This window comes from Phormidesmis sp. 146-33, assembly GCF_052939515.1.
Genome location: NZ_JBJPHU010000103.1, coordinates 1 through 24,274, shown reverse-complemented (window position 1 = coordinate 24,274; position 24,274 = coordinate 1). Strand labels below are relative to the sequence as shown.

At 49.7% G+C, this 24,274-nt stretch carries 20 protein-coding genes; 10 read left to right on the top strand and 10 right to left on the bottom strand.

What is annotated here, in order from left to right:
* The 3 genes from ACJ2PR_RS27965 to ACJ2PR_RS27955 form a co-directional block, all read left to right on the top strand.
* Window positions 1-257, top strand: a 257-nt coding sequence (locus tag ACJ2PR_RS27965) for a DUF4351 domain-containing protein (RefSeq protein ID WP_446879421.1), incomplete at its 5' end; no start/stop codon positions are given.
* 92 nt (window positions 258-349) lie between these two features.
* Window positions 350-1,375: a glycosyltransferase family 9 protein gene (locus tag ACJ2PR_RS27960; RefSeq protein ID WP_446879420.1), complete on the top strand. Its 1,026-nt coding sequence runs from the start codon at window positions 350-352 to the stop codon at window positions 1,373-1,375.
* A gap of 5 nt (window positions 1,376-1,380) precedes the next feature.
* Window positions 1,381-2,478, top strand: coding sequence for a glycosyltransferase family 9 protein (locus ACJ2PR_RS27955; protein WP_446879419.1), 1,098 nt, complete (start codon window positions 1,381-1,383; stop codon window positions 2,476-2,478).
* Window positions 2,479-2,836: 358 nt separating this feature from the next.
* On the opposite strand, the gene ACJ2PR_RS27950 is transcribed toward ACJ2PR_RS27955, so the two are convergent.
* Window positions 2,837-3,724, bottom strand: coding sequence for an SDH family Clp fold serine proteinase (locus ACJ2PR_RS27950; RefSeq protein WP_446879418.1), 888 nt, complete (start codon window positions 3,722-3,724; stop codon window positions 2,837-2,839).
* 464 nt (window positions 3,725-4,188) lie between these two features.
* On the opposite strand from ACJ2PR_RS27950, the gene ACJ2PR_RS27945 reads away from it, so the two are divergent.
* Together ACJ2PR_RS27945 and ACJ2PR_RS27940 are read left to right on the top strand one after the other, a co-directional pair.
* Window positions 4,189-5,778 carry a glycoside hydrolase family 57 protein gene (locus tag ACJ2PR_RS27945; RefSeq protein ID WP_446868273.1) on the top strand — a complete coding sequence of 530 codons (1,590 nt, stop codon included), beginning with the start codon at window positions 4,189-4,191 and terminating at the stop codon, window positions 5,776-5,778.
* An 84-nt stretch (window positions 5,779-5,862) separates the two neighbouring features.
* Window positions 5,863-6,621: a Uma2 family endonuclease gene (locus tag ACJ2PR_RS27940; protein WP_446879416.1), complete on the top strand. Its 759-nt coding sequence runs from the start codon at window positions 5,863-5,865 to the stop codon at window positions 6,619-6,621.
* Between the two features lie 77 nt (window positions 6,622-6,698).
* Here the strand turns inward: ACJ2PR_RS27940 and ACJ2PR_RS27935 are convergent, their stop codons facing one another.
* Window positions 6,699-6,974, bottom strand: coding sequence for a photosystem I reaction center subunit X (locus tag ACJ2PR_RS27935; RefSeq protein ID WP_446862624.1), 276 nt, complete (start codon window positions 6,972-6,974; stop codon window positions 6,699-6,701).
* Window positions 6,975-7,181: 207 nt separating this feature from the next.
* On the opposite strand from ACJ2PR_RS27935, the gene ACJ2PR_RS27930 reads away from it, so the two are divergent.
* Complete coding sequence (locus ACJ2PR_RS27930) at window positions 7,182-7,676, top strand: orange carotenoid protein N-terminal domain-containing protein (RefSeq protein WP_446862623.1); 495 nt, start codon at window positions 7,182-7,184, stop codon at window positions 7,674-7,676.
* Between the two features lie 93 nt (window positions 7,677-7,769).
* Here the strand turns inward: ACJ2PR_RS27930 and ACJ2PR_RS27925 are convergent, their stop codons facing one another.
* A complete protein-coding gene (locus ACJ2PR_RS27925; RefSeq protein ID WP_446879415.1) occupies window positions 7,770-8,873 on the bottom strand; it encodes a Vgb family protein in 1,104 nt (367 codons plus the stop codon).
* A gap of 148 nt (window positions 8,874-9,021) precedes the next feature.
* Here ACJ2PR_RS27925 and folP point away from each other — a divergent pair, with 148 nt between their 5' ends.
* A complete protein-coding gene (gene folP, locus ACJ2PR_RS27920) occupies window positions 9,022-9,912 on the top strand; it encodes a dihydropteroate synthase (RefSeq protein WP_446879414.1) in 891 nt (296 codons plus the stop codon).
* Here the strand turns inward: folP and ACJ2PR_RS27915 are convergent.
* The 5 genes from ACJ2PR_RS27915 to ACJ2PR_RS27895 all read right to left on the bottom strand — a co-directional run bounded on the left by ACJ2PR_RS27915 (window position 9,905) and on the right by ACJ2PR_RS27895 (window position 17,204).
* Window positions 9,905-10,714 carry an SPFH domain-containing protein gene (locus ACJ2PR_RS27915; RefSeq protein ID WP_446868268.1) on the bottom strand — a complete coding sequence of 270 codons (810 nt, stop codon included), beginning with the start codon at window positions 10,712-10,714 and terminating at the stop codon, window positions 9,905-9,907. The genes folP and ACJ2PR_RS27915 overlap by 8 nt on opposite strands.
* Before the next feature lie 184 nt (window positions 10,715-10,898).
* Window positions 10,899-12,587 carry a DUF3685 domain-containing protein gene (locus tag ACJ2PR_RS27910; protein ID WP_446879413.1) on the bottom strand — a complete coding sequence of 563 codons (1,689 nt, stop codon included), beginning with the start codon at window positions 12,585-12,587 and terminating at the stop codon, window positions 10,899-10,901.
* 372 nt (window positions 12,588-12,959) lie between these two features.
* Window positions 12,960-14,978, bottom strand: a complete 2,019-nt coding sequence (locus tag ACJ2PR_RS27905) for a hypothetical protein (protein WP_446879412.1) — start codon at window positions 14,976-14,978, stop codon at window positions 12,960-12,962.
* 275 nt (window positions 14,979-15,253) lie between these two features.
* Window positions 15,254-15,712, bottom strand: coding sequence for a Fur family transcriptional regulator (locus ACJ2PR_RS27900; protein ID WP_446870893.1), 459 nt, complete (start codon window positions 15,710-15,712; stop codon window positions 15,254-15,256).
* Window positions 15,713-16,001: 289 nt separating this feature from the next.
* Window positions 16,002-17,204 (bottom strand): ferrochelatase, encoded by a 1,203-nt coding sequence (locus tag ACJ2PR_RS27895; RefSeq protein ID WP_446879411.1) that lies wholly within the window; start codon window positions 17,202-17,204, stop codon window positions 16,002-16,004.
* A 145-nt stretch (window positions 17,205-17,349) separates the two neighbouring features.
* Between ACJ2PR_RS27895 and ACJ2PR_RS27890 the strand changes: the two genes are divergently transcribed.
* The 3 genes from ACJ2PR_RS27890 to ilvB all read left to right on the top strand — a co-directional run bounded on the left by ACJ2PR_RS27890 (window position 17,350) and on the right by ilvB (window position 21,557).
* Window positions 17,350-17,994: a hypothetical protein gene (locus tag ACJ2PR_RS27890; protein ID WP_446879410.1), complete on the top strand. Its 645-nt coding sequence runs from the start codon at window positions 17,350-17,352 to the stop codon at window positions 17,992-17,994.
* Between the two features lie 155 nt (window positions 17,995-18,149).
* A complete protein-coding gene (locus tag ACJ2PR_RS27885) occupies window positions 18,150-19,424 on the top strand; it encodes an MFS transporter (RefSeq protein ID WP_446870889.1) in 1,275 nt (424 codons plus the stop codon).
* A 297-nt stretch (window positions 19,425-19,721) separates the two neighbouring features.
* Complete coding sequence (gene ilvB, locus ACJ2PR_RS27880; protein WP_446879409.1) at window positions 19,722-21,557, top strand: biosynthetic-type acetolactate synthase large subunit; 1,836 nt, start codon at window positions 19,722-19,724, stop codon at window positions 21,555-21,557.
* 226 nt (window positions 21,558-21,783) lie between these two features.
* Here the strand turns inward: ilvB and ACJ2PR_RS27875 are convergent, their stop codons facing one another.
* Both ACJ2PR_RS27875 and ACJ2PR_RS27870 read right to left on the bottom strand, forming a co-directional pair.
* On the bottom strand, window positions 21,784-22,719 hold the full coding sequence (locus tag ACJ2PR_RS27875) for an IS110 family transposase (RefSeq protein WP_446879408.1): 936 nt from the start codon (window positions 22,717-22,719) through the stop codon (window positions 21,784-21,786).
* A 410-nt stretch (window positions 22,720-23,129) separates the two neighbouring features.
* Complete coding sequence (locus ACJ2PR_RS27870; protein ID WP_446870887.1) at window positions 23,130-24,089, bottom strand: aldo/keto reductase family protein; 960 nt, start codon at window positions 24,087-24,089, stop codon at window positions 23,130-23,132.
* Window positions 24,090-24,274: the final 185 nt, after the last annotated feature.

The following is a 24,274-nucleotide window of genomic DNA, read 5'->3' as shown; positions in this document are numbered from 1 at the left end:
AAATGAATCCTAGCCAGAAGGAGGAAATTATGCAGAACCTGACCAGTTGGGAAGAAAAAGGCATGGAAAAGGGTATGGAAAAGGGGCGGCGATCGCTCGTGTTTCTCCTTTTACAGCAGAAAGTGGGACAGTTACCTCAACTTCTAAGCGATCGTATCTCAACCATGTCTGCTAACCAACTAGAAGCACTTGCGATCGCGCTATTGAACTTTAGTACGATCGATGACCTGACGACTTGGTTAGACAATCAAGAATAAAAGCAATCTCTAACTGTAGTGCCGAGCTTGAACAAATCAACCAGAACTAAGATCTTATTGACTAAAGTATTATCTAAAGTATTACTTGCACAATGAGCCTGAAACAGATTTTGTTTGTTGAACTTTTGGGTGGCATTGGCGATGTGTTAATTGCGCTGGCTGCAATTCAGGCGTTGAGTCGATCGCATCCTCACGCCAAACTCACTGTTCTCACCTTTGCACCGGGTGGGGAATTGCTCAAAACTGATCCGCTGATTCATCAAGTGGTGGTTGCTCAAAAAGGAGAAGCTAAACAAGCGATCTCTTCGAGTTACCAGGAGGTCGCTAACCTCCTCTGCCATCAGAAATTTGATCTTATTGTGTCTGATACCAAATACGACGGGATTGACCAACTCATTCACTCTAGTGACGCTCAATGTATCACGAATCTATGGCGATCGCCGCCTTCTAATCAGTTCGTGAGCGATCGCTTTCTCGAAATTCTGCGATTTGAAAATCTGATCACACAGGAATCTATTCAGCCAGCCAGACTGCATCTTTTGGAGACCGAACGGCAAACCGCATTCGAACAATTGGGCAATATTGAGCGCCCGATCGTCGTTCTCTATACCGATGCGGGAATGCAGATCAAACGCTGGCCCACCCAGAGATTCGTTGAATTGGGACGGCGCTTAAAGCAGCAGTTTGGCGGAACGATCGTGCTGCCGATCGGGGCAAATCTTACCGAAGTGACGGAGATAGGAAAATCAGACGATATGACAGTTTGGCCACAGGGAACGCTACGCGACTTTGCGGCGATGATGTCATGGGTAGATTTGACGATCGCACCTGACACCGGCCCCGCTCGAATTTCTGCTGCATTAGGCATTCCGACGATCACTTTATTTGGGCCGTCGTGGCATCAACGCTATGGACAGCCAACTCCTCACCAAAATCTGCAAGGGTATTTAGACTGTCCTGAACGGGTCATCCAAAACTTTACTGAGCAGCGTTGCTGGTATGGAGGCGTTTGTCCGTTTGAGCAGTGGAATACTTGTCTAGAAGGAATTTCTGTCGATCAGGTGATGACAAGCGCGATCGAGTTACTCCAAGCTCAAAAAGATAACGTCTTGAAGTAAAGCGCATGATACAGCCTCTTCGTCACTCAGTCCAGCAGTTTGTCCGCAGTAATCCGTGGTTGTCGGTTCGCAATCTGTTGGTGATGCGGCTCGACAACATTGGCGACGTGATTATGACGAGTCCGGTACTGCGATCGCTCAAGGAAAACTTGCCCCAAGCGCGGCTGACATTGATGGCGAGTCCGGGCGGGTCGTTGGCGGCTCCGTTGTTGCCGTGGGTAGATGACGTGATAACGTGGCGAGTGCTGTGGCAGGATTTGGGGCGGTTAGCGTTTGATCCGAGGCGAGAGTGGCGACTGATATCTAAGTTAAGTGAGCACCAGTTTGATGCGGCTGTCATTCTCACGAGCTTTAATCAATCGCCTCACCCGCCTGCGTTGATTTGTTCTTTGGCTGGCATTCCGCTGAGGGTGGGTGAATCGAAGGAAAAGGGTGGAAACGCTTTGACAACAGAGGCTTCGTCAGCCCCTGATCACACTCATCAAGTCGAGCGAAATTTGGGACTGATTGAAGCGATCGGGTTTGAGGTGCGCGATCGTTCCCTGGCCATTCAAATTCCAGAAGCGGCTCACCGAACGGGTACAAATCTGCTGAGTCAACATGGATTAGCCGCAAATGCTCCCTTTTTGTTGTTGAATCCCTGGACAAGCTGCCAGTCTCGAAATTATGCGGCAGATCGGTTTGCGATCGCGTCTCATCAATTGTCTAAAATCACAGGCTGGAAGATAGTTGTGACCGGAGTTGAGAAAGACCGATCGCACAGTGGCGAACTATTTAAAGTACTAGGAGAATCAGCAATCGATCTAATTGGAGCAACCGATTTGTCAACGCTGGCGGCCTTGATTCAGCGATCGAAATTGATGTTAAGTAACAACACCTCCACCATGCACCTTGCAGACGCAACTCGAACGCCCAGCGTCATCCTATTTGCCGGAACCGAACTAGAATCACAATGGCAACCACGAGACTGTCGATCGCGACTACTCCGTCAGCCAACTCCCTGTAGTCCTTGCTACGCCTTCACCTGCCCCTATCACCTGGAATGTTTGGATATTGCACCCAATCAAGTCGTCCAAGCCGGAGTAGAGCTTTTGAGCCTTTGATATTAACGTGAATTCGATGAAATCTTTCGCTGCGGTTGTTAATCCAGGCAGCCCCCTAAATCCCCCAAAATTGGGGGACTTTGAACCCAAAATCTTGTCTTAAAGTCCCCCAATTTTGGGGGGTTGGGGGGCAGAAGCGCTGAAGAACGAAGCAAAAAAACTTCATCGAATCCACGTGATATTAGAATTTAGGCGTTGCTGTATTGGAGGGATAAATCTATGGGAAGTGTCAAGCTCTTCGCCCCCTAAATCCCCAAAATTGGGGGACTTTGAACCTTGGGTTTCCCGCCGCTTTGAGGCAAAGTTGAGGTTAGGGATGAAAAGTGAAAGTATGAATCACTATCTCATCCCATTGCTTTTATGAAATACGGACACCTTCGGGAAGCGGTCTGCCTTTGGGTTGAGGCAGAGCAGGTCGATCGTAAGGCATCGGAATGTATTGCACAGAGGGGCGACCACCTTGAGGCTGTGGATACAACTCCATCAGATCATAGACTTCGCGCTGCAAACCGACGGTGATCGGCAAACCCATTTTCGTTGCTTCTTCGACCGTGATGGGGTAGTCGTGGGTGACTCTTCCGGTCGTCAAGGCTTCTACGATCGACTCAATGTTATCAGGGTTAATCTTCTGATTAGGAACGCTATCTTTGAGCAAAGTTCGGACAAACCGTTGCACTTGTTTAATGGCCTTTCCAGCTAAATCGGCCATGATAAGCGTATTGTCATCAATTTCACCGATCGGCTTTTGCTCCACTACTTTGAGAATACTAGCCGCCGCAAAGTTGCCCAACTGCGGATCAACGGGGCCCAACACCGCATTGGCATCCATTACAATTTCATCAGCCGCCAGCGCCAACATTGTCCCGCCACTCATCGCATAGTGAGGCACATAAACTGTAACTTTGGCAGGGTGACGAATCAGCGCTCTCGCAATCTGCTCAGTTGCTAACACCAAGCCGCCGGGCGTGTGCAAAATCAAGTCGATCGGCACATCTGGCGGAGTCAGACGAATCGCTCTGAGAATTTGTTCAGAGTCTTCGATCGTAATATAGCGAGACAATGGAATTCCTAGCAGGCTGATCGATTCTTGGCGATGGATCAGCAAAATAACTCGACTATTCTTTTTTTGTTCAATTTCCTTAAGCTTTCCAAACCGACGCATTTCAGTTTGGCGACGTTGCCACAAGGGTTGCAGCGATGAAAAAAGAAAGAACACCCAGATTAAATCAAAGGGGCTAAACGTCATAAGGTCTACAGCTTAATCTTGATTTTGTCCCTCAATTGTTTCAATTTCCCAGTTAAAAAAAGTCTACCTGGAGAGTTAGAAATTTACGGTAAAAGATTTTTTGCTCAGGTTTGCAAGTTCTTTCAGTGATCAAAGAGCATCCAAACAAAGGAAGACATCGCCTAAATTTATGAATTAATTCTTGCCTTCCTGCGCTAACTTGTCTCGACTATGCGCTGACCAAAATTTTTAGTGATGACGCTACCTAGCCTTATCATTCATCCAAACCTCCAAATCGACATTACTAACTTAAGGACGGGCCCACTCCACGAGTTCCAGGACTTTGAGTTTTCGATCGCCTCCTCCCCCCTCTCTCCCTCAACTGAATATTTTTCGCCTTCAGTTTTGCTTTACAATTTTGGCAATCCCGGAATTTCACACCAAAAAATTCCCATTTCTCAGCCCTTCAACCCTTCGGAACTTATATGAGCATTGGATATGTTGCCCTCGTCCTGCACGCCCACCTGCCCTTCGTCCGTCACCCCGAAAGTGACTATGTGCTGGAAGAAGAATGGCTCTACGAAGCCATCACCGAGACGTATATACCACTGCTACAAGTCTTTGAGGGGCTAAAACGAGACGGCGTTAACTTCAAATTGACGATGAGCATGACTCCGCCCCTGGTGTCGATGTTGCTCGATCCGTTGCTGCAAGAACGCTACGACGATCACCTCGCTCAACTCGAAGAACTCACCGAGATGGAGGTCGAGCGTCACGCCCACAACGGTCACATGAAGTACCTGGCAGAACACTACGCCAAAGAATTCAACGCCGTGCGTCACATGTGGGAGAAGTACGATCGCAACCTGATCAAAGCCTTCAAACAATATCTTGACAGTGGCAATCTAGAAATCATCACCTGTGGCGCAACGCATGGCTATCTGCCGTTAATGAAGATGTATCCGCAGGCTGTTTGGGCCCAGATTCAAGTTGCCTGTGAGCATTATGAGCAGACATTTGGACGACCCGCAAAAGGGATTTGGCTCCCAGAGTGCGCTTATTACGAAGGGGTCGATCGCATGTTGGCAGATGCCGGACTGCGCTACTTCTTAACTGACGGACATGGCATTCTCTATGCGCGTCCTCGTCCCCGATTTGGCACCTATGCGCCCATTTTTACCGAGGCAGGCGTGGCAGCTTTTGGACGTGACCACGAATCGTCTCAGCAAGTCTGGTCTTCTGAAGTTGGCTATCCCGGTGCAGCAGAGTATCGAGAATTCTATCGTGATTTAGGCTGGGATGCTGACTACGAATACATTAAGCCCTACGTCATGCCCAATGGTCAGCGCAAAAATGTCGGCATTAAGTACCACAAAATCACAGGCAAAGGGTTAGGACTATCCGATAAGCAACTCTACGATCCCTACTGGGCAAAAGAAAAAACCGCCGAACATGCCGAAAATTTTGCCTACAATCGCGAACGTCAAGTCGAACACCTCAGCGGCATCATGCAGCGCCCGCCGATCATCGTCTCGCCCTATGACGCAGAACTCTTTGGTCATTGGTGGTATGAAGGCCCCTGGTTTATTGATTACCTGTTCCGCAAAGCTTGGTTTGATCAGAACACGTTTGAGATGACGCACCTGGCAGATTACTTAAAAGATCATCCCACTCAGCAGGTCTGCCGTCCCTCACAATCAAGCTGGGGCTACAAAGGCTTTCACGAATACTGGCTCAACGAAACCAACGCCTGGGTGTATCCTCACTTACATAAAGCGGCTGAACGCATGATCGAGCTTTCAAAACGCGAACCCGAAGACGAATTAAGCTGGCGTGCCTTAAATCAGGCGGCGAGAGAACTGCTACTCGCACAATCGTCCGACTGGGCCTTCATTATGCGAACCGGAACAATGGTGCCCTACGCGATTAGAAGAACTCGATCGCACCTGATGCGCTTTAACAAACTCTTTGAAGATATCAACCAGGGCAAAATCGATTCCGGCTGGGTCGAAAAAGTAGAAGCGATCGACAATATCTTCCCCAACATCAACTACCGCGTTTATCGTCCTCTCTAGAATAGTCAGGACATAATCAGCAGGATGTGGTGCATCATAAACTTAGTTGTCCACATCCTCAACAACTCGCTCTACTGGGGGACTATGACTCAGACCAATGTGCCGATCGCAGCCAAATCCTCACCATCCAAAAAGCTCACCTTCAAGGAGTATTTGTTTTACCAAGGAGAGCCTGATGTTTTATATGAACTCTATCAAGGCACCGTAATACCAATGGCGGCTCCCACTGCTCTTCATATTGACATTTGCAAATTTCTGGTCTATCACCTTCAGCGATATATTGTTGCCAAAGGGCTAGATTTGGTCGCCGTTACAGAAGCTGGTGTTAGAACTGAAATCGACGGGACTCGCATTCCAGATGTGGTCGTCTGTAGCCAAACTATTTGGGAGCAAGTGAGAAGTCGTCCTGGATCAGGTGTCTTAGATTTCAATGAAGTACCTGTACTCGTTATTGAAGTAGCTAGTGACAATTGGCGTGAGGACTACATTCGCAAACGGGCAGAATATGCACTGATTGATATTCCTGAATATTGCATTGTCGATCCCAAAAAAGAACGGGTCAGAATCATGACCAATCCCGCTAATGAAGATGGTTATCAACATGCCGACTTCATGCGGGGACAACAAATTCAATTTTCCCAGTTTCCCGATTTGGTTTTATCAGTTGATGAAGTGCTTTCTCCTGCTAACGTTGAGACTCTCATTAAAGCAGAACAAGCTCAACGCCAACAGCTAGAACAAGAACTTATCATAGAACGTCAACGAGCTGAGCAACAACGTCAACGAGCTGAGAAGCTGGCTGAAATGCTGCGATCGCAAGGCATCAACCCAAACGATCTCTAAACAATTGCAAAAGAAGTCCGGCTTGCTAGAACCAATTACAAAGTCGAACTTCTCTCAACAGCTTTTCTCTTGTCGCCCTACTTAAAGGTGCCAGCACCAGCCAGCGCCAACACACCCAACACGCCCAAAATGTGACCAAAACTCATCGAAGCCAAGAAGCCCGCCACACTGATGTCATTAAACAGCGACTTTGAAAAAGGCAACGGCATCTTAGCGCCCGTGTGAGGATATTTAATCGTGCGGCTGGCAACTATCAAGACAAATAGACAAGAGCCGATAATAATGGGAGTTCCTTCCCAGTTCCAAAGATCTGTACCCACGGTAGGCAAGGCGGCGAAAGAAGACAGAAGCATATTGATTACTCCTAACTGGATTTAAGATGCACTCATCTTTTCGCGATCGCTCCTCTTTTACCTCTGCCCCCTGTGAGAGTTGAGGCTCCAACTCTAGAGAGATTGTCAGATTGAGACTGCTTCTGTCTCTGTGTAGGGGTGCCCTGTCAAGCAAGCACCTAAGCTTTGTATCAGACATTGCAATTAACCCAAATTACAGAGGCTTTTATGACCATCGATACAAAAGAACTCAATAGCCTTGCTACCAGTTTTAAGCGGCTCCCAGTTGATGATCAAATTGCTGCAATGGGCTATCTCTATCAGGAAATTGGAGGGTCTTTACTCTCGTCTGATATGGCTTCCAAAAAAGTCGAAGAAGTCGTGAAGCAAGTGACAGAAATGCGCGAGGGTAGCCAAGTTGAGTTTTTGCAGGACGTTCTATCAGACACTGATCGCGATGAGGTGGTTCTTGATATCCATCCTTCTAAGGCAATGGCGCAACTGATTCCGGGTGATGGCGTGGAGTCTCCGATCGAGGAGTACGAAAGCCTCAGCCCCAATGAGCGTCTCGCTGTCTGGTACAATCTCGCCAGCAAAATGGGAGACGGTATGGTGACGATGCCGAGTGACTATTCTCTATCGTCTGAGACACAAGAATTACTCACCTCGCTCAAATCTTATGAGACTGAGGAAAAGCTACAATTTTTAAGCAAGATCGTTTGATCAGCACAAGATTTGAGCAGCACAGGAAAAGAATGAAGCGGATCAAGGATCTAGTTGTCCAAGATTCGCTTCATCGGTTTTGATTGAGGTGGGTTAGTCGATCGCTGATTTGCGTCGTTTTAGAGCAGACAATCCTAATAAGCTAACGGCTGCTAATCCAACGATCGCGCCGGGTTCTGGAACTTTAATATCCGCGTAAGTGATGCCGATCGGACGCTTCAAATCTCCATTCGTCGCTACAAAAACTGCACTTGAGTTTCCGGCAGAAGGGAAGGGCTTGCCGTTGCTGTCGTAGCGCAAGATTGCACCGTTGTTAGTCTTATTATCAAAACCAACCGTATAAAGGTTTCCACTAGGATCAAAGGTAAGATTGCCAAAGCTACTGGATGCCGTTTGGTATTTGGTGGAAATCATCTCTTTGAAAGTGCCTGTTTGCAAATCATAGCGACGAATATCACTGGCAAAGTCGCTAACAAATAGATCGCCTTGAGGCCCGATCGCCAATCCCAAAAAGCTTACAAACCCAACGTCTGGAGAGGGAGTTGGTTGGCTAATGAAGACTTTCGACTCGCCTGTTTTGATGTCATAGCTCAACACCTGACTCTCAAACCCAGGGAAACTGGCCTTAAATGATCCAGGTTTGTCAGGATCGGGGATGGCAACGCTGCCTTGAGTCGTCACCAACAGACGACCATCCGCTGTGAACAGCAGATCATTGGGCCCGTTCAGCTTGCCAGATTCTCGTGTGCCTGTCGCGGCGGCGAATACGTCAATAAATGCGCCTGTTTTGCCGTCAAAGCGGAGAATTTGGTCGGTGAGAAAGCTGCTGACATAGAGATTGCCGTCGGGGCCAAAGGCATTGCCGTAGGGACGAATCAGCCCAGTGGTCGCAAACTCATCGATAAAATCGCCTGTCTTGCCGTTGTAGCGTAGAATCTTTCCTGTAGAGCCACTGCCACTGCTGACATAGAGATTGCCGTCGGGGCCAAAAGTCAGATCGTCGGGGTCAAGCAATCCGCCTGAGCCAAGTGCGATAAAGTCTCCGCCAAAGTTTCCGGCATCACCGTAGATAACGACATTGTTGCCTCTGGTATTTCCGATTAGAAGGGCGGCATCGGCTCTAGCAGCCAGTAGACTCAAGAGTGAGCCAACACTGACCACGATCGAGCGTTTTAGGAAAGAAGATGACTTGCTCATTAAATTTCTATAGCGTGATCAAGATAATCTTTCTATTGTTGAGAGAATTGAGCTTCTGAACTGTCGTTTGCGTCACCAAAATCAGCAATATTCCTGATCTTATCCGTAATTTCACGTAAATCTTTGATGAAGTTCATACCAAGACACTATGAATTCTGAGAACACTGCGATCGTTCCGTGGCGGTTGCGCGATCGCTCCTTTAATTGGGGGTCTCAAACTTACTTGATGGGCGTTTTGAATGTCACACCTGACAGTTTTAGTGATGGGGGACAGTTCAATACGATCGCAGCCGCTTGCAAACAGTCTCAGCAGTTGGTAAAGGGCGGAGCAGACATTCTAGACATCGGTGGACAATCCACTCGCCCTAACGCAGAAGAAATCTCGCTGACTGAGGAACTCGATCGCGTCATTCCCATCATTCAAGCGCTACGGCAAAATCCAGAATTCTCAAGCGTTCCCATCTCGGTAGATACGACCAGAGCTAAAGTTGCGGAGGCGGCGATCGAGTCTGGTGTTGACTTGATCAACGACGTTTCGGGCGGCACGTTTGATGCAGAAATGTTGCCTACAGTGGCGAGGTTACAGGTTCCGATCGCGCTGATGCACTTGCGCGGAACCCCTAAAACCATGCAGACGCTCACAGACTACGACGATCTAATTGGCGAAATTTATCAGTTTTTGTCAGAACGACTTGAGGTGGCGATCGCATCGGGGGTCGATCGTCAGCAAATCATTCTCGACCCCGGCATTGGGTTTGCCAAAAAATACGCCCACAATCTGGAAATTCTGCGGAGACTCCCAGACTTTCAAAGCTTGAACTGTCCAATTTTAGTCGGAGTCTCTCGCAAAAGTTTTATCGGGCATCTTCTCAACCAGCCCGACCCTCAAAAACGAGTCTGGGGAACAGCGGCCGCCTGTGTGAGTGCGATCGTCGGCGGTGCCCATCTTCTCAGAGTTCACGATCTACCAGAAATGCGAGAGGTTTGTCGAGTTGCCGATGCAATTTGGCGGGGCGAAGGTCTCCCCATCTCTAAGTAGAGCCGTTTCCAGAACTGGTGTCTGTGCCCTGATCAAATTCATTGGGATTGATCAAATCTGTGATGGCTTCATTCATGAATTTAGGATCCATGAACACAATTTTGGCGTTGCCGCTCTTGCTCAATTCTAGACTGGCGTTGACATAATCTCTGGCAACTAGATAGCGCAACACTTCTTGAGAATTAGGATGGCTTCGTAGCGCTTCGGCAAGCTCGGCGATCGACTGTACCGTTGCCTCAGTTCTCGAAAGGGTGGCTTGCTTTTCACTGCGGGCAGTCCGCTCTCTTTCGAGAGAGTCTCTCAACGCCTGCGACAAGATGATTTCCTGCACCTCCACCCGAATTACCTTCACCCCCCAGTTTGCAGTCGCTTTGTCGAGTTGGCGCAGCAAGGCTTGATTGACCCGACTGGTCGAAGAAATCGCCTCTTCTAGCGAGAGTTGCCCAATCTCCGCACGTAAGTTGGTGGTCACGAGTTGTCTGAGCGCTTCTTCGAGATCCTCAACGGCGTAGTAGGCTTTCTTGAGGTCGAGAATTTGCCAAAAGACGACAGCATCCACCTCGATCGGCACATTGTCATTGGTCAGGGCTTTTTGAGGTTTGATGTCAGAGATCTGCTCGCGAATCGTCTCAACCAAAACTGTGTCCAAAATTGGAATCACAAAATTAAGTCCTGGCTTCAAGGTGCGTCTGTATTGTCCAAGCCGTTGCACCAAGGCTTCATCACCCTGATCAATGATTCTTACAGAGCCAATTACATAGCCCAGGACAATCAGTGTGAATGCACCAAGTAACTCAATCATATATGCGCTCCTTCGAGCTTTTTAGAATGTAGGGGTTTGCTTAGATAAGAGGGGACGAAGCGTGAGTTATTTATAACTTCAAATTCTCAGGGTGATTCATTTTATAGCAATTATAGAGATTGGAATACGCTCTATAGCGATAGTTTTAGCATTCTCAAGGAGACTCCAGCCATCTTTTTAGACTTCAAAACTCTTTTCGCTTACTTTCTTGCCAGACATTGCCGATGCCTTTGACCACGCCCCGACCGATTAAACCAATGCCGCGACCAATCACTTCGGTCAACAGATACACAACACCCCTGCCTACAAAAGCGATCGCTGACCGCAGCCGAGGGGCGATCGCATCCCGTGTTTCTAGTGCCAGCGTTACGCCCAATCGAATGCCTCTGAGGTGTTCTAGCTCCTGGACTCGTGGCGTGTAGATCAACAGTCGCTCAATGCCCTGATTGCCAAACACCAGCAGTAAATGGCGGCTTTCAAAAATGTCTTTGGGTTCGTTGACATAGCGATCGACCCGATAGCGCCAGGACAACTCATTGCGAAAGCGTTCGATTTCACGAGTCGAGAGCAGCCGTCGATCGTAAAAGTTTTGTTTGATCAGCTCTACGTCTGCAAACCGATTGAGCAACGGCTGTACGACGGCATTGGCAAGCTGAATGGTCAGATTCTCTAGCAAATCGGTGGCGCGATCAAACGCATCGGGGCTAGTTGCAGAATGGTTGGTATTGTCGATCGTCAGCGGAGACTGAAACAGCAAAAAGTTGTAGAGATCCAAAACTAACGGAATGCGATCGAGAATCTGAGTTTGCACCGAGCTGGCTTCTTGCAAAAGCGCAGGAACGACTTCGACTTGCTGCTGACGCGATTGCAGCGTGTAGTATCGACCAAAAAATTCAGTCGTGACAGCCTGCCACAGATCCCGCAGGATCACAGACTGTTTCTCAACCAATTGATCAGACTGCACCTGAGAAAAACGCAACTCATCCAAACTCGCCTCAATCTGCCGCAGCACTGTATAAAAAAGTTCACGCTTGCGTTCTGATTTGAGAATGTCAATTTCTAGAGGCGTTGACGTGAGGTTTTCTAAGCTGGATTGAAGTTTTGCCGAGACGCGATCGAACAAGTGCGCCTGTCCATTTGAAGTCCTTACGGGCACCGATTTGGTCTGAGCAGTGGGAGCCAGTTGTGTAGTCGAGTCTAAAAGCTGTGCAGTCGATGCGATCGGCAGCGTTGATTCTGAAGCGATCGTTCCCACAGCAGGCGGCAAGAGTTTTTTGACCAACCATCTAGCAGCTCTCAGTTCACGCCGTTGTCCCAGCAGTAAGGCTCGATCGACGGGCGACAGGGTGGACGATCGCAGTTCCTCGGTCAGTTGGGCTAGAGCCGCTTCGATTTGACGAAGACTCGACGATCGCAGATTTTGCCGCAGTACCGCAATGGGATTGACCATCGGAGGAGCCGCACCTTGCAAAATTTCTAGATTCCAAACCGTTTCTCCGGCTGCCACCCGTCGGATTGCCTGCACCAAGGCAGTTAGAGAGCTTCCCTGCGGGCAATAGCCCTCGACTCCCATCTCAAGAGCAGTCAACAGCAGCGTTGGTGACACAGACCCTAGCAGCAAAACTGGCGCATGAGATTTGAGAGACTGACAGACCTCAATAGGCGTTTGTGAATCTAATCCCAGCAGAATTACGTCGATCGCCACTCCATTTCGTCGATCCGCCAACCGTTGAAGGGCGATCGTCACCGTCTCCACCTCAACCACTTGCAGATCAGTAAATTGGCCCAACCCCGTCACCAAACCCAATCGCAACAGCGGATCTGCCTCAATGACCATGAGCCGTAATGGATTAGGGGAGCGATCGAGGGTCATGGGTCAGAAGAGTAGGGAAAACCAAAAAGCCTGGGAAGACATGAGTTCAAAGAAGTTTTTTCACCTCGATGTTCAGCTAAGGACTGTAGATCTAAACAAAGGCAATGTGCAACCTTCTGATCAACGTCCCCTTTTGAAGGGAGATTAAGAGGGGATCTCTAGACTGTGCCTCCAACGGTACGATCCCCCACCCCTTTCAGAAGGGGGGCTAAGAAAAAGTTGCATATCGCCTAAACAAACCCACAAATTACCTAGATCACGATTTTGTTGGACTCACGATCCTAGCCCTCCAATTCGGGGAACTTCGAGACAAGGCACTCACTAGAGCATCCATGATTTAGATTAATGCAATTCGCCTGTGATCTCATCTCCCTAGGGCGGCGGTAATTCATCGGAGGATGGTTCTTCCTCACTGGGCGAAGGGTCTGATTCGGTTGATTGGTCAGATTGTGAATCTTGACTGGCTGCTTCTTGATCCCGTTGTCGCCAAATCTCAGCCCGTTCCGCTGCCCACTGGCGAATTAATCCCTGAGCTTCCCCATACAAACCTCGTCCGGGGGCGATTTGAGAAGCTACGTCGATCGCTCTGGTCAAATACCCTTGACTCGCCCAGGATGTAGCCTGATTGAGAATCGGACGATCTTCAATAATCTGAATCTGATAGACCCATTCTCCAATCAAATATTGAGCATCGCCATAGAGCGCTCGACCCGATCGAATTCTAGAAGCCACCTGAATCGCCTGCCCCAGTTTTCCATTGGCCGCCACCGCTCTCGCCTCATTGAGAATCGGCGTGTCTTCGATGACTTGAATTTGAGAAATCCAGGTTGACATCAGAGACTGAGCTTCGGGATAGAGCGCCCGCTTAGGACTAATCAACCGCACCATCGCCACCGCCGATTGCAACTCACCAATTTTGCCTGACTTAGCCGTCTGTTGGGCTTGACGAAAGATGGGACGGTCTTCCATCCACTCAATTTCTTTGCGCCATTGGGCGATGAGCGTTTGGGCATGGAGGCGACGCGGGTGATTGGGCGAAATCTGCTTTGCCTGGTCGATCGCCAGCTTCAACGTGGGAATCTGCCGCAGATTAGATAGCGTGCTTGCGAGATTAAGTTGCACAAAATTCTGAGCTTGCAGATCCAGTCTCGGCAAGAGCGCCCTAGCCTGAGCATAAAAAGGACTCTGAGGATTGATTTGCTGCAACAGTTGGGAAGCCAGCAGTAAGGGAGCCAGCCGTTCGAGGGCAGGTTGGCCGTAGTTGTCGTCTGCCTCAATTTGCCTAGCTCGAATCAGCCGCACCAGATCTTCATTGTCCGAAGTCAGCTTGACGCTTTTGGGGATCGAGTCAACCAAACTACTCGCGCCGACCAAATCTTTTTTACCCAATCGCACGATCGCCAAAGCAAAGACCGTATTGCGCCAGCGAACCACTTGAGTCTGAGCCTGAAGCGCCCAAACATAGGTACTGCGCTTAATGGAGTCAGTCAGCGCGATCGCCCGTCCCCATCGTTCTGGTGGATTCGCTTGAGCAAAGTCTCGGGCCGCTTTGAGCGCCTGCCAACCTTGTTTCTCGTGCGTGACTTGCTGCCGAATCGTCGTCAATCGCTCTTGCCATGAGGGATCAGTCACCAGACTCAACTCGCCAATCCGCTGAGAGGCCAGATTCCAGTTTTGCTTCTTGAGATCTGCTTGAATTTTGTCGTAGATCACCTGGCCTCGATTAAATTCTTCTTGCCAGAACTCGATAGAGGCTTGAGCATCTTTATACACAGCACTCTTGCGAGGAATCTGGCGGGCCAGGGCGATCGCTCCCTTAATATCTCTTTGCGAAACGCGATCACGGGCCAAAATCAAGACGGCATTTGACCAATCTTGCAAAAGCGCCTGAGATTGAGCGTAGAGCGGATGCTCAACCGTCCAGTTTTTGACCAGATTAATTGCTGCCAAAATCTGATCTGACTTACCCGACTGGGCCGCTTGCTGGGCACAAAACAGCCGCTCCGAATCCGCTGACCAGTCTGAAATCTTTTTGCAATCGATCGCGGGGGGTGCCTGTGAGAGCCAGATAAAAGCGCCCACCCCCGTTCCACCAACGGCTGCCATGATCCCCAACCAAATCAGTTGCCATCTCCAAGCTTCGGCGATCGCGCCAATTCCTTTCGGGCTTTTTTGCGTACCTTGAGAAAGGTTTTTGGGAGCGACTGTCTGATCTGGGGGTTGGTCAGAGTCAACGTCAGGCGCAGCGCCCACTTCGGGCAGATCTTCGACTAGGAGATCGTGGGACGCTTCTGGAACGGAAACCTCTGGATCGGGCTGTCTTGACTCATTAGAAGATTTGGGCTTCGGGAAGACCGGAAACCAGGTAGGAATTGGGGGTTTTCTGGCCATGAATTCGTGCGGGCACAGGTCGGGAATTTGGCTATTCTACATTTGCTCTAACAAAGGGGTATCGCTGGTTTTGTCAAGCTAACCCGATTGTCTTTACTCAATTAATATTTCCTAAAGAGCTGGAGCGTTTCGGGGAAATACACAAAGTCAGCCTACTGACGATGAGAGTCTATAGACGACATGAAATTGAGGTTTGAGCCTACGAGTTTCAGGAACGATCGCAGTCTTAATAAGACAACTGTTTTGAAAGAAAAGCAAATTGACAGAAATGTCTTTTAAGCTACACCTTCAGATTCTTGAGATCCGCGATATCCGTAGAAGTTTATATGATATTGAGTAATTCGCACGCCCGTTTTGGCTTCAACTTGCTGAATGAGGTCGGCGGGCAGGTCGATATGGATATCTAGAATTTGATTCGTGTCAAGACAGTTAATGTGGCTGTGAGCGTCGCTGATATTACCATACAGCCGACCATCCGATCGCTCGATACATTCGATGATTCCCTGATCAGACAGCGCTTCTAGGTTTTGATAAACTGACGTGTGACCGATTTCTTTGCCCTGATGGTTGAGGCGATCGTAGATTTCGCGTGCAGATAAATGCTCCTGTTCTTGCCAAAGTAGCTCCAGAATAAATCGACGCTGACGGCTCAAACGCATTCCCAAAGCTTGACAACGCTCGATCGCATCGTTTAATGATCGAATCGGCTTTACTGCGGGTGCTTCACTTTGCATACATTTGAATGGTTTGTAATGGTGCGATTTTTAGATCTTCTCTCAAAGCATTCAAAAGCAAAAACGATCGCAGATCAGCCTGTTTGTTTCTACCTTTTTAGATGGGTGTAGTCTCTATCTTTTTGAGAAGAATTCTGAACATTTGTTCCTCTGTTCTAGTTCTATCACAGGCTAAAGCAAACTCGCTACAACTTTATTCTAGAGCGTGAAAGAGTCTGCCAAATAAAAAAGGAATGAATGCTAGAACACCTCTCATCCTGCACTCATTCCTCAGTTTTTACAGATGAAACTAATGGTGGTGATGACCGTGACCGTGATCATGACTATGCCCGTGATCAGGACTGTGATCGTGACCGTGATCGTGTCCATGTTGAGCTTGAGAAACTGCCAGAGCAGGATTGACCGCAACCGCCCGCTCAGATAACAGCGCCTCGATCTGAGGATGGGCCCACTCTGCGACCATTTCTAAAAAGTCAGGTCGATCGTTCACACAGGGCATCTGCACATAAGTGACTTCGGGATGCTTGCTGCGGAGACTGTGAATGATGTGGTCTACATCGAGCAGCGTTTCGTGGTTTTCGGTGGCAAAGCCGATCGGCATGAAGACTAGCGCCGTCGCTCCAAGATTGATCAAATTTCTGGCTGCGAGATCCGCGTTGGGCTGCGTCCATTCGATCAGCGGGGTTTGGTGATTGAGCCAGCCGACCGAGGTGAGGGGATAGCGATAAATCAGGCGTTCTCGAATGCGATCGTACAGCTTTTGACTCTCATCAATTCCAGATGTGAAGCCTTTGGCTTTGTGAGGGCAACCGTGATTCATCAGAATGATCCCCGTTTGGGAGGGCAGATGCGCGACCGCCAGATCGCTCTGGATCTTCTCTTCGACCATCGTTGCCATCAGATCGATGTAGGCAGGCTGATCGTAGAAAGAAGGAATGTAGCGCGTCCCTTTGAGCCAGTGTTCGGCACCGGGATCGGTCAGTTTTGCCAGTCCGATATTCACCTGCTCGACTGCGATCCCACTGGTAAAGATTGAATCCACCACCAGCAGCGGGTAGATGAGAATCTTATCGAAGCCTTCTTGCTTGATTTGTTCGAGAACTTGTTCGGGCAAAAACGGCTGACAAAAGTTAAAGGCTTTGAATACTTTGACTTGTTCTCCCCAGCGGTTTTGAAGCGCCTTCTCAACGCCTACTCTTTGACGCTCAAAGATGGCATTGTGAGGAGAAATAAACTGATCGTGCTGGTGGCTCCACTCGTGCAGATCAAACATTGCCAAAAGCTTGGCCAAAGGGGGATACACCCAAGTCGGGACGGGTGCAAACTTGGCAGTCAGTAAGTTAAGGGCCTGTTCGTTGTAGTTGGCAAAATCTTCGTAGCTCTCGACTTCACCGTAACCCATCAACAAAACAGCTACTCGATCGCGCTTAGAGTCTGAGTTAGCAGAGGCTTCTGATCCAGATTGGCGGAGTTTTTCAGGCGTTGCAACCACGTTTTATCCTCAAATTCGATACAGGACTGGTGGAGACGCAGTGCGATTAATGTCTCCTTGTTTCACACTAACATCCCCTCTGGGGGCATGATTGGTAGAAAAGATAACGAATTAAAAGAATTGCTCGGAGGAAAGAAAGCACAGAATGGCGGAAAGCAAACTGAAGGTTGTGATTTGTCCAGGAATGCATTCACCCGCCTTGACAGAGAACTTTATGAATGGGCTACGATCTTTGCAAGATACCCGCCAAGGGTCGCTTCAAGCTGAGGGGTTGCACTATCTAGAGCAGTCCGTGACTTTTCCAATTGAGAAACTCCCGGCTTATTCGCCGCTTCACCTTTTAGAGTTTCTTGCTCCCCTTTCTGGCGATCCTTTGCTGTTTATTGCGTTTAGTGCGGGTGTGGTGGGGGCGATCGGGGCAGCCCGTCTCTGGCAAAAACGAGGGGGCACCGTCAAAGCGCTGATTGCCCTAGATGGGTGGGGCGTGCCTTTGGAGGCAAACTTTCCGATTCATCGCGCCAGTCACGATTACTTCACGCATTGGAGTTCCGCACTTCTCGGCAACGGTTTAGACAGTTTTTACGCTGACCCTGGAGTGGGACATTTGGATCTGTGGCGATCGCCCCAAACCATCTCAGGACATTGGATCAAATCAACCCAATCCGGGGAATTACTCAAAAAAGATGCTCCCCCACTCCCCAATGCCTCAATTCCCGTAACGCTCGCCACTTTCATAACTGCGCTATGTCAAAAGTACGAAGCCGAGACGCAAGCAGACACTGGAAGCTAGACCCCACCTCAAAATATCCTGTGCACCCGTGCAAATCAGAGTATTTCAGATACAGTTGTGATGAATCATACGAAACGCTGATCCACATCTAGGCTTGACAGCAACCCTGGGGGAGGTTTTCTACCACATCTCTTTTAAGCAACCATCGCCACCTTATGCTTCCTACTCGCTCTCAGCCCTCTGGTACTGGCTTTCAGGCATTGGTGAAAAACCGCGCCTTTATGACCTTGTGGTTCGGGCAGATTTTATCTCAACTTGCCGATAAAGTTTTTTTTGTGCTGCTGATTGCGCTGCTGGTCAATTATGATCCGCCCACGATCAACGGCTGGACGATGCCCGAAAACTCAATGCGGTCTGCCGTAATGATTGCGGCGACCCTTCCAGCAATCTTTTTTGGGTCGGCAGCGGGAATCTTTGTCGATCGCTACGACAAAAAAACCATTCTCAGTGGCTGCAATACCGCACGGGGAATCATGCTCTTGCTGTTGCCGCTGCCCTTTGTGCCGAGAGCGTTTGCAATTTTGTTGGCGATCGCCTTTCTCGAATCGATTTTGACGCAGTTTTTTGCGCCCGCAGAGCAGGCCGTCATTCCCTTTATCGTGCGTCGAGAAAACCTGTTGACGGCAAATGCGCTCTTTTCGACGACGATGATTGGGTCGCTGATTGTGGGGTTTGCGATCGGCGATCCGCTCCTCAAGCTGGCAACTAATTTCAACGCTGACTGGGGTCGAGAAATTTTGGTTGGTGGCTTATATCTGGCAGCAGGCATCGTCCTTTATCTATTGCCCCTGCGCGACACCGAAGAAAAGCCCAAAGAGGTGAGTGTCCATCCCTGGAGCGACTTTAAAGCGGGACTTTCGTATCTCAAAAAGGATCGATTAGTCAGCAATGCCATGCTGCAACTGATGATTCTCTACTCGGTGCTGGCAGCGTTGACCGTATTGGCGATTAACTTAACTGCCAAAATTGGGCTAGAAGAGACTCAGTTTGGCTATCTGCTGGCGGCGGCGGGTGTGGGAATGGTCTTTGGAGCGGGCATATTGGGGCACTGGGGCGATCGCTTTCACCACAAGCCGTTGCCGCTGGTTGGCTTTTTGTGTATGGCGTTCGTTTTGACGATGTTCAGCTTTACGACAAATCTGTACTTGAGTTTGACGTTGAGTGGGTTGTTTGGGTTGGGGGCTTCGCTGGTGGCGGTGCCGATGCAGACCTTAATTCAGCAACAAACCCCCGAATCGATGCGCGGCAAGGTGTTTGGCTTCCAAAATAATGTGGTGAACATTGCGTTGAGTGTGCCTTTGGCGATCACGGGCCCGCTCACCGATCTGCTAAAGCTCGAAAAAGTCTTGTGGGGCATGAGTTTGATCATTGTCGTGGTCAGCGTCTGGGCCTGGCGCAATACGCAGAAAGTCTTGAAAGACGTGATTTAGAGGGGCTAGTATCTAGCCTCAAACGCCCAGGCAACCCTGGAGGAATAGGTTCCGTATTCGATCGCGCTCAGTTTAGCAAGTCCGACTGCCCATCCCTTTTGTCACCAATTCCTCACACGTTTTGAGTCACCAAAACCCTTAAAGTGTAATCATAGTCAGCATTACGAATCTTTTCGCGGGTCAGATCGTCTCGACAGCGATCGTAATCAGAACTACACTAGTTTTTTATCTATTGCATCTTTGGATACAAAAATAGATAAGAAACTATTCACTTAAATGGATTGGCGAGGTTCCCCAGTGCAGTTGCAAAGTGTGGCAGTAAAACGGGTGAAAGGTTCCTTTGCGTTGATCGACAGCCTGGTACGGCATGGCGTAACGGACATTTTTGGCTATCCGGGTGGGGCGATTTTACCCATCTACGACGAGCTTTATCGAGCAGAGGCGGCAGGTCGGGTTCGACACATTCTCGTTAGACATGAGCAAGGGGCGGCCCATGCCGCAGATGGATACGCTCGTGCGACGGGCAAGGTAGGCGTTTGCTTTGCGACTTCTGGCCCAGGCGCGACCAATCTGGTCACAGGGATTGCGACAGCCCATATGGACTCGATTCCGATGGTGATCGTCACGGGGCAAGTACCTCGCCATGCGATCGGCAGTGATGCCTTTCAGGAAACCGACATTTATGGAATTACGCTCCCGATCGTCAAACATTCCTACGTGGTACGCGATCCCAGAGACATGGCTAGAATCGTCGCTGAGGCGTTCTATATTGCCAGCACCGGACGACCCGGGCCCGTTCTGATTGATGTCCCTAAAGATGTCGGGGTCGAAGAATTTGACTATCTGCCCGTCGAGCCAAGTTCCGTCAGACTGCCGGGATATCGTCCTACGCTCAAAGGCAACCCTCGCCAAATTGGTCAGGCGCTGAAGCTGATTCGTAAAGCCGAACGTCCCCTGCTCTACGTTGGAGGAGGGGCGATCGCCGCCAATGCTCACGCCGAAGTCAAAGAACTGGCAGAACGCTTCAAGTTGCCTGTTACAACCACGCTGATGGGGATCGGTGCCTTTGATGAGCATCATCCGCTCTCGGTTGGCATGTTGGGAATGCACGGAACCGCTTACGCCAACTTTTCGGTAACTGAATGTGACCTGCTGATTGCAGTCGGAGCCAGATTTGACGATCGCGTGACGGGCAAGCTAGACGAGTTTGCCGCTCGGGCCAAAGTGATTCACATCGACATCGACCCGGCGGAAGTGGCCAAGGTGAGAATGCCTGATGTGCCGATCGTGGGTGATGTGCGTCAAGTCCTGATTGATTTGTTGACTCGCAGCACCGAAGAAGGCGATCCGGTCAATCCTGGACAAACTCACCATTGGCTAGAACGCATCGATCGCTGGCGACAAGACTATCCGCTAGAAGTGCCGCACTATCCTGACAAACTCTCGCCCCAAGAAGTGATCGTCGAAGTGGGTCGGCAAGCGCCCGATGCTTACTACACCACTGATGTCGGTCAGCATCAGATGTGGGCCGCTCAGTTTCTCAAAAATGGGCCGCGTCGCTGGATTTCTAGCGCAGGGCTGGGAACGATGGGCTTTGGACTCCCCGCTGCAATGGGCGCAAAGGTGGCAGTGCCTGATGAGCAGGTGATCTGCATTAGTGGTGATTCGAGCTTTCAAATGAACCTGCAAGAATTGGCGACGCTGGCCCAACATCGCATCAACGTCAAAACCGTCATTATCAACAACGGCTGGCAGGGCATGGTGCGCCAGTGGCAAGAAGCGTTTTACGATGAGCGCTATTCTTCGTCCAACATGGAAGTAGGAATGCCCGACTTTGTGAAGCTGGCGGAGGCGTTTGGGGTGAAAGGCGTTCGAGTTGAGTCACGAGACGAACTAAGCAGCGCGATCGCTCAGATGCTATCTCACGATGGGCCAGTTTTGATGGATGTGCGCGTCAATCGTCACGAAAATTGCTACCCGATGGTGCCCAATGGTCACAGCAATGCCCAGATGATTGGTCTACCAGAGCGCAAAAATCTAGAGAAAGCCACTGAGCTAATGTATTGCAGCAACTGTAACGCCAAAAATGTTGCGAGCAATCGGTTCTGTCCTGACTGTGGGACAAAGCTGTAACGATTAGAGGGGAGAGACCTTGCTCAAATCAAGAGCGCTCTCCCCCAGGTTTCCTTTTCTGTGGGTAAGCAGTTTCTTAGGAACGAAAACTAAATAACATCGACTTCTGTAGCGATTGTCTTGAAAGTCAATAGGAAGAGAAAGAAATTTTCATTTCTAAATGTGCAAGACAAAATGGCAGTGCTGGATCACCGTTTGCATCCCGAAGAGTCGCTTGAGCGCTTGACTAAGTGGAAGTTCGCCAAGTCTGGTTATGGCGGATCATGGCACTGAGAATCACGAGTAGCTTCCGCATACAGGCAACGAGGGCAACCTTTTTCAGCTTGCCCTTGCCCAGTAAGCGTTGGTAGAACTCGCGAATGACCGGATTATGGCGGGTGGCGACCAGAGTTGCCATATACAGACCACAGCGCAGGGCAGTGCGCCCGCCCGCAATCATGCGTTTGCCCTGGTGTTTGCCACTGTCGTGGTTCAGGGGGGCAACCCCGACTAAGCGAGCAATCTGCTTGTCCGAGCGTTTTCCCAGTTCGGGTAATTCGGTCAAACAGAGGGCGGCGGTCACTTGACCAATGCCTTTAGTGGACTGGAGAATCTCACGCTTACGGTGCCAGTCTTGCTGTTGTGCGCCTAGGGTTTGAATCTGCTCGTTGAGCGAGTCCAGGCGGTTCTGTATCTGCTCGATAGGTTCGCTGATGTCGGCTTCCACGGCTTTTGAGGCCCGGCACAGGCGGTTCTTCTCCGCAACTTGCATTTCCACCAACTGCCGTCGGCGACGCACTAAGTCACTCAGTTGTTGAGCTGACGCTTCTACGATGGGTTGCGATCGAGGTTGCACGGTTTGGGCAAATCGAGCAATCACCTCTGCATCCAGTCTGTCCGTTTTCGCTTTGCCCAACGCCACGGCAAACCCTTTGACTTTTCGAGGATTGGCAATTGCAACTGGAATCGCTGCGGCTTGTAGACCACTGACCAACAGACGCTCTAATCCACCCGTTGCTTCGGCGACCACCAAAGTGGGGACAAGCGGGTGTAATTGCTCAACCAAGGCTTGCACCCCAGTGTCGGTGTTGGGCTGTTGTAAGGTCAGACCTTGGGGCAGCACGTAAATATCTAAAGTGTCTTGAGAGATATCAACGCCTACCCATGTTTTTTCTGGTGTCATCGTTTATGCTGGGGCTAAGTTATTTTGTCCCTTTGACAACTCGTCCTTGCGAATCCGAGGTTGATCTCTAAGCGCGATTGTTCGAGCTTGCATCATCAGGCTGACCGCGTGGCTCCGGGGCTACCAAACGGTGTCTTTTGCACCTGGGTTGAACGGGATGTCCACGCTCTTTTTTAGCGTACAGGCACCCTTGCTACAAAGCGGTATTTTTTACCTAGGTTGGGACGGGTTGCCTAAACCTCAAGATACAAGGTTGGGTAGAACCTGGTGAAACCCAACGTTAGCAACGGTAGAAAGGCTGCTGTTGGGTTTCGCGTTGCTCAACACCAACCTACGAAAAATCAAGGGTTTCAGGAGTTTTGTCAGTCAACCAGGATGCTAGACATTGGACAGTAAGCTTTCTACAGTCGTCATCGAGTTGCTGCGGATAGTAAAGCAGGCTCAAGTACCCGATCGATTTCTTGTAGCACGTCATCACTCAGACGCACACCCGACGCGGCAGCATTGTCTGCAACTTGTTCGGGGCGGCTGGCTCCGATGATGGCAGAAGACACGCGCTCATCTCGTAACACCCACGCCAAGGCAAGCTGTGCCATTGAGAGGTCGAGTCGTTGGGCGATCGGCTTGAGATTTTGAACAGCACTCAGAACCCGATCGCTCAATAGGTCAGACATAAACCCATTCATTTTGTCGTTGGTTGCGCGAGAGTCTTGAGGGTGAGCTTCGCAAGGTTTGTACTTGCCTGTGAGAACGCCTTGAGCAAGAGGCGACCAGACGATTTGACCAATCCCATTTGCCCCACAAAGCGGAAACACATCCGCCTCTGGTTTGCGCCAGATCATCGAGTACTGCGGCTGACTAGAGACAAACTTTTCTACTTCAGGAAGGTTGAGAGCAGCCTGGATCTGAGCAGAACTCCACTCGCTAAAGCCGATATAGCGCGCCTTTCCTTGCCGGACGACTTCTGTAAGAGCGGTCATGGTTTCTTCGAGCGGGGTGTTTGTGTCGTAGCGATGGCACTGATAGAGATCGACATAATCGGTGCGGAGCCGCTGAAGTGAATCATCGATCTGCTTGCGAATTTGAGCCGCTGATAAACCCTGGTCGCGATCGGACATCGGAAAGTAAACCTTGGTCGCCAAAATATAGGAAGCGCGATCGATGCCTTGTAAAACGTCTCCTAATAGAGACTCAGCGGCACCTCGCCCATAAACATTTGCCGTGTCGATAAAGTTAATTCCAACGTCAAACGCTTTGTGAATGCAGGCTTCGGCTTGTTGCCGTTCGACTCCACCACTATAAGTTAACCAGGAACCCAGTGCGATTTCAGAAACCGTAAGATCGCTACTACCAAGCTGTCGATATTGCATAACTGATGTTTTCCCTTGTAACAAACGGTCTGGTTTTGTAGAAGAATGCCTAGCAATCAAGGCTGTAGCTAACCCTAACAAAACGTGAATTCGATGAGAGTTTTTTCGCTTCGGTATTCACGGCTTCTGCCCCCCAAGCTGCCAATTTTGGCGGACTTTCAGAGAGGAATTCTGGTTCAAAGTCC

Excerpts from the sequence above, each read along its gene's own strand:
- ACJ2PR_RS27960 (WP_446879420.1), top strand. The coding sequence starts at position 350 with ATGAGCCTGAAACAGATTTTGTTTGTTGAACTTTTGGGTGGCATTGGC.
- ACJ2PR_RS27955 (WP_446879419.1), top strand. The coding sequence starts at position 1,381 with ATGATACAGCCTCTTCGTCACTCAGTCCAGCAGTTTGTCCGCAGTAAT.
- ACJ2PR_RS27950 (WP_446879418.1), bottom strand. The coding sequence starts at position 3,724 with ATGACGTTTAGCCCCTTTGATTTAATCTGGGTGTTCTTTCTTTTTTCA.
- ACJ2PR_RS27945 (WP_446868273.1), top strand. The coding sequence starts at position 4,189 with ATGAGCATTGGATATGTTGCCCTCGTCCTGCACGCCCACCTGCCCTTC.
- ACJ2PR_RS27940 (WP_446879416.1), top strand. The coding sequence starts at position 5,863 with ATGACTCAGACCAATGTGCCGATCGCAGCCAAATCCTCACCATCCAAA.
- ACJ2PR_RS27935 (WP_446862624.1), bottom strand. The coding sequence starts at position 6,974 with ATGCTTCTGTCTTCTTTCGCCGCCTTGCCTACCGTGGGTACAGATCTT.
- ACJ2PR_RS27930 (WP_446862623.1), top strand. The coding sequence starts at position 7,182 with ATGACCATCGATACAAAAGAACTCAATAGCCTTGCTACCAGTTTTAAG.
- ACJ2PR_RS27925 (WP_446879415.1), bottom strand. The coding sequence starts at position 8,873 with ATGAGCAAGTCATCTTCTTTCCTAAAACGCTCGATCGTGGTCAGTGTT.
- folP (WP_446879414.1), top strand. The coding sequence starts at position 9,022 with ATGAATTCTGAGAACACTGCGATCGTTCCGTGGCGGTTGCGCGATCGC.
- ACJ2PR_RS27915 (WP_446868268.1), bottom strand. The coding sequence starts at position 10,714 with ATGATTGAGTTACTTGGTGCATTCACACTGATTGTCCTGGGCTATGTA.
- ACJ2PR_RS27910 (WP_446879413.1), bottom strand. The coding sequence starts at position 12,587 with ATGACCCTCGATCGCTCCCCTAATCCATTACGGCTCATGGTCATTGAG.
- ACJ2PR_RS27905 (WP_446879412.1), bottom strand. The coding sequence starts at position 14,978 with ATGGCCAGAAAACCCCCAATTCCTACCTGGTTTCCGGTCTTCCCGAAG.
- ACJ2PR_RS27900 (WP_446870893.1), bottom strand. The coding sequence starts at position 15,712 with ATGCAAAGTGAAGCACCCGCAGTAAAGCCGATTCGATCATTAAACGAT.
- ACJ2PR_RS27890 (WP_446879410.1), top strand. The coding sequence starts at position 17,350 with ATGGCGGAAAGCAAACTGAAGGTTGTGATTTGTCCAGGAATGCATTCA.
- ACJ2PR_RS27885 (WP_446870889.1), top strand. The coding sequence starts at position 18,150 with ATGCTTCCTACTCGCTCTCAGCCCTCTGGTACTGGCTTTCAGGCATTG.
- ACJ2PR_RS27875 (WP_446879408.1), bottom strand. The coding sequence starts at position 22,719 with ATGACACCAGAAAAAACATGGGTAGGCGTTGATATCTCTCAAGACACT.
- ACJ2PR_RS27870 (WP_446870887.1), bottom strand. The coding sequence starts at position 24,089 with ATGCAATATCGACAGCTTGGTAGTAGCGATCTTACGGTTTCTGAAATC.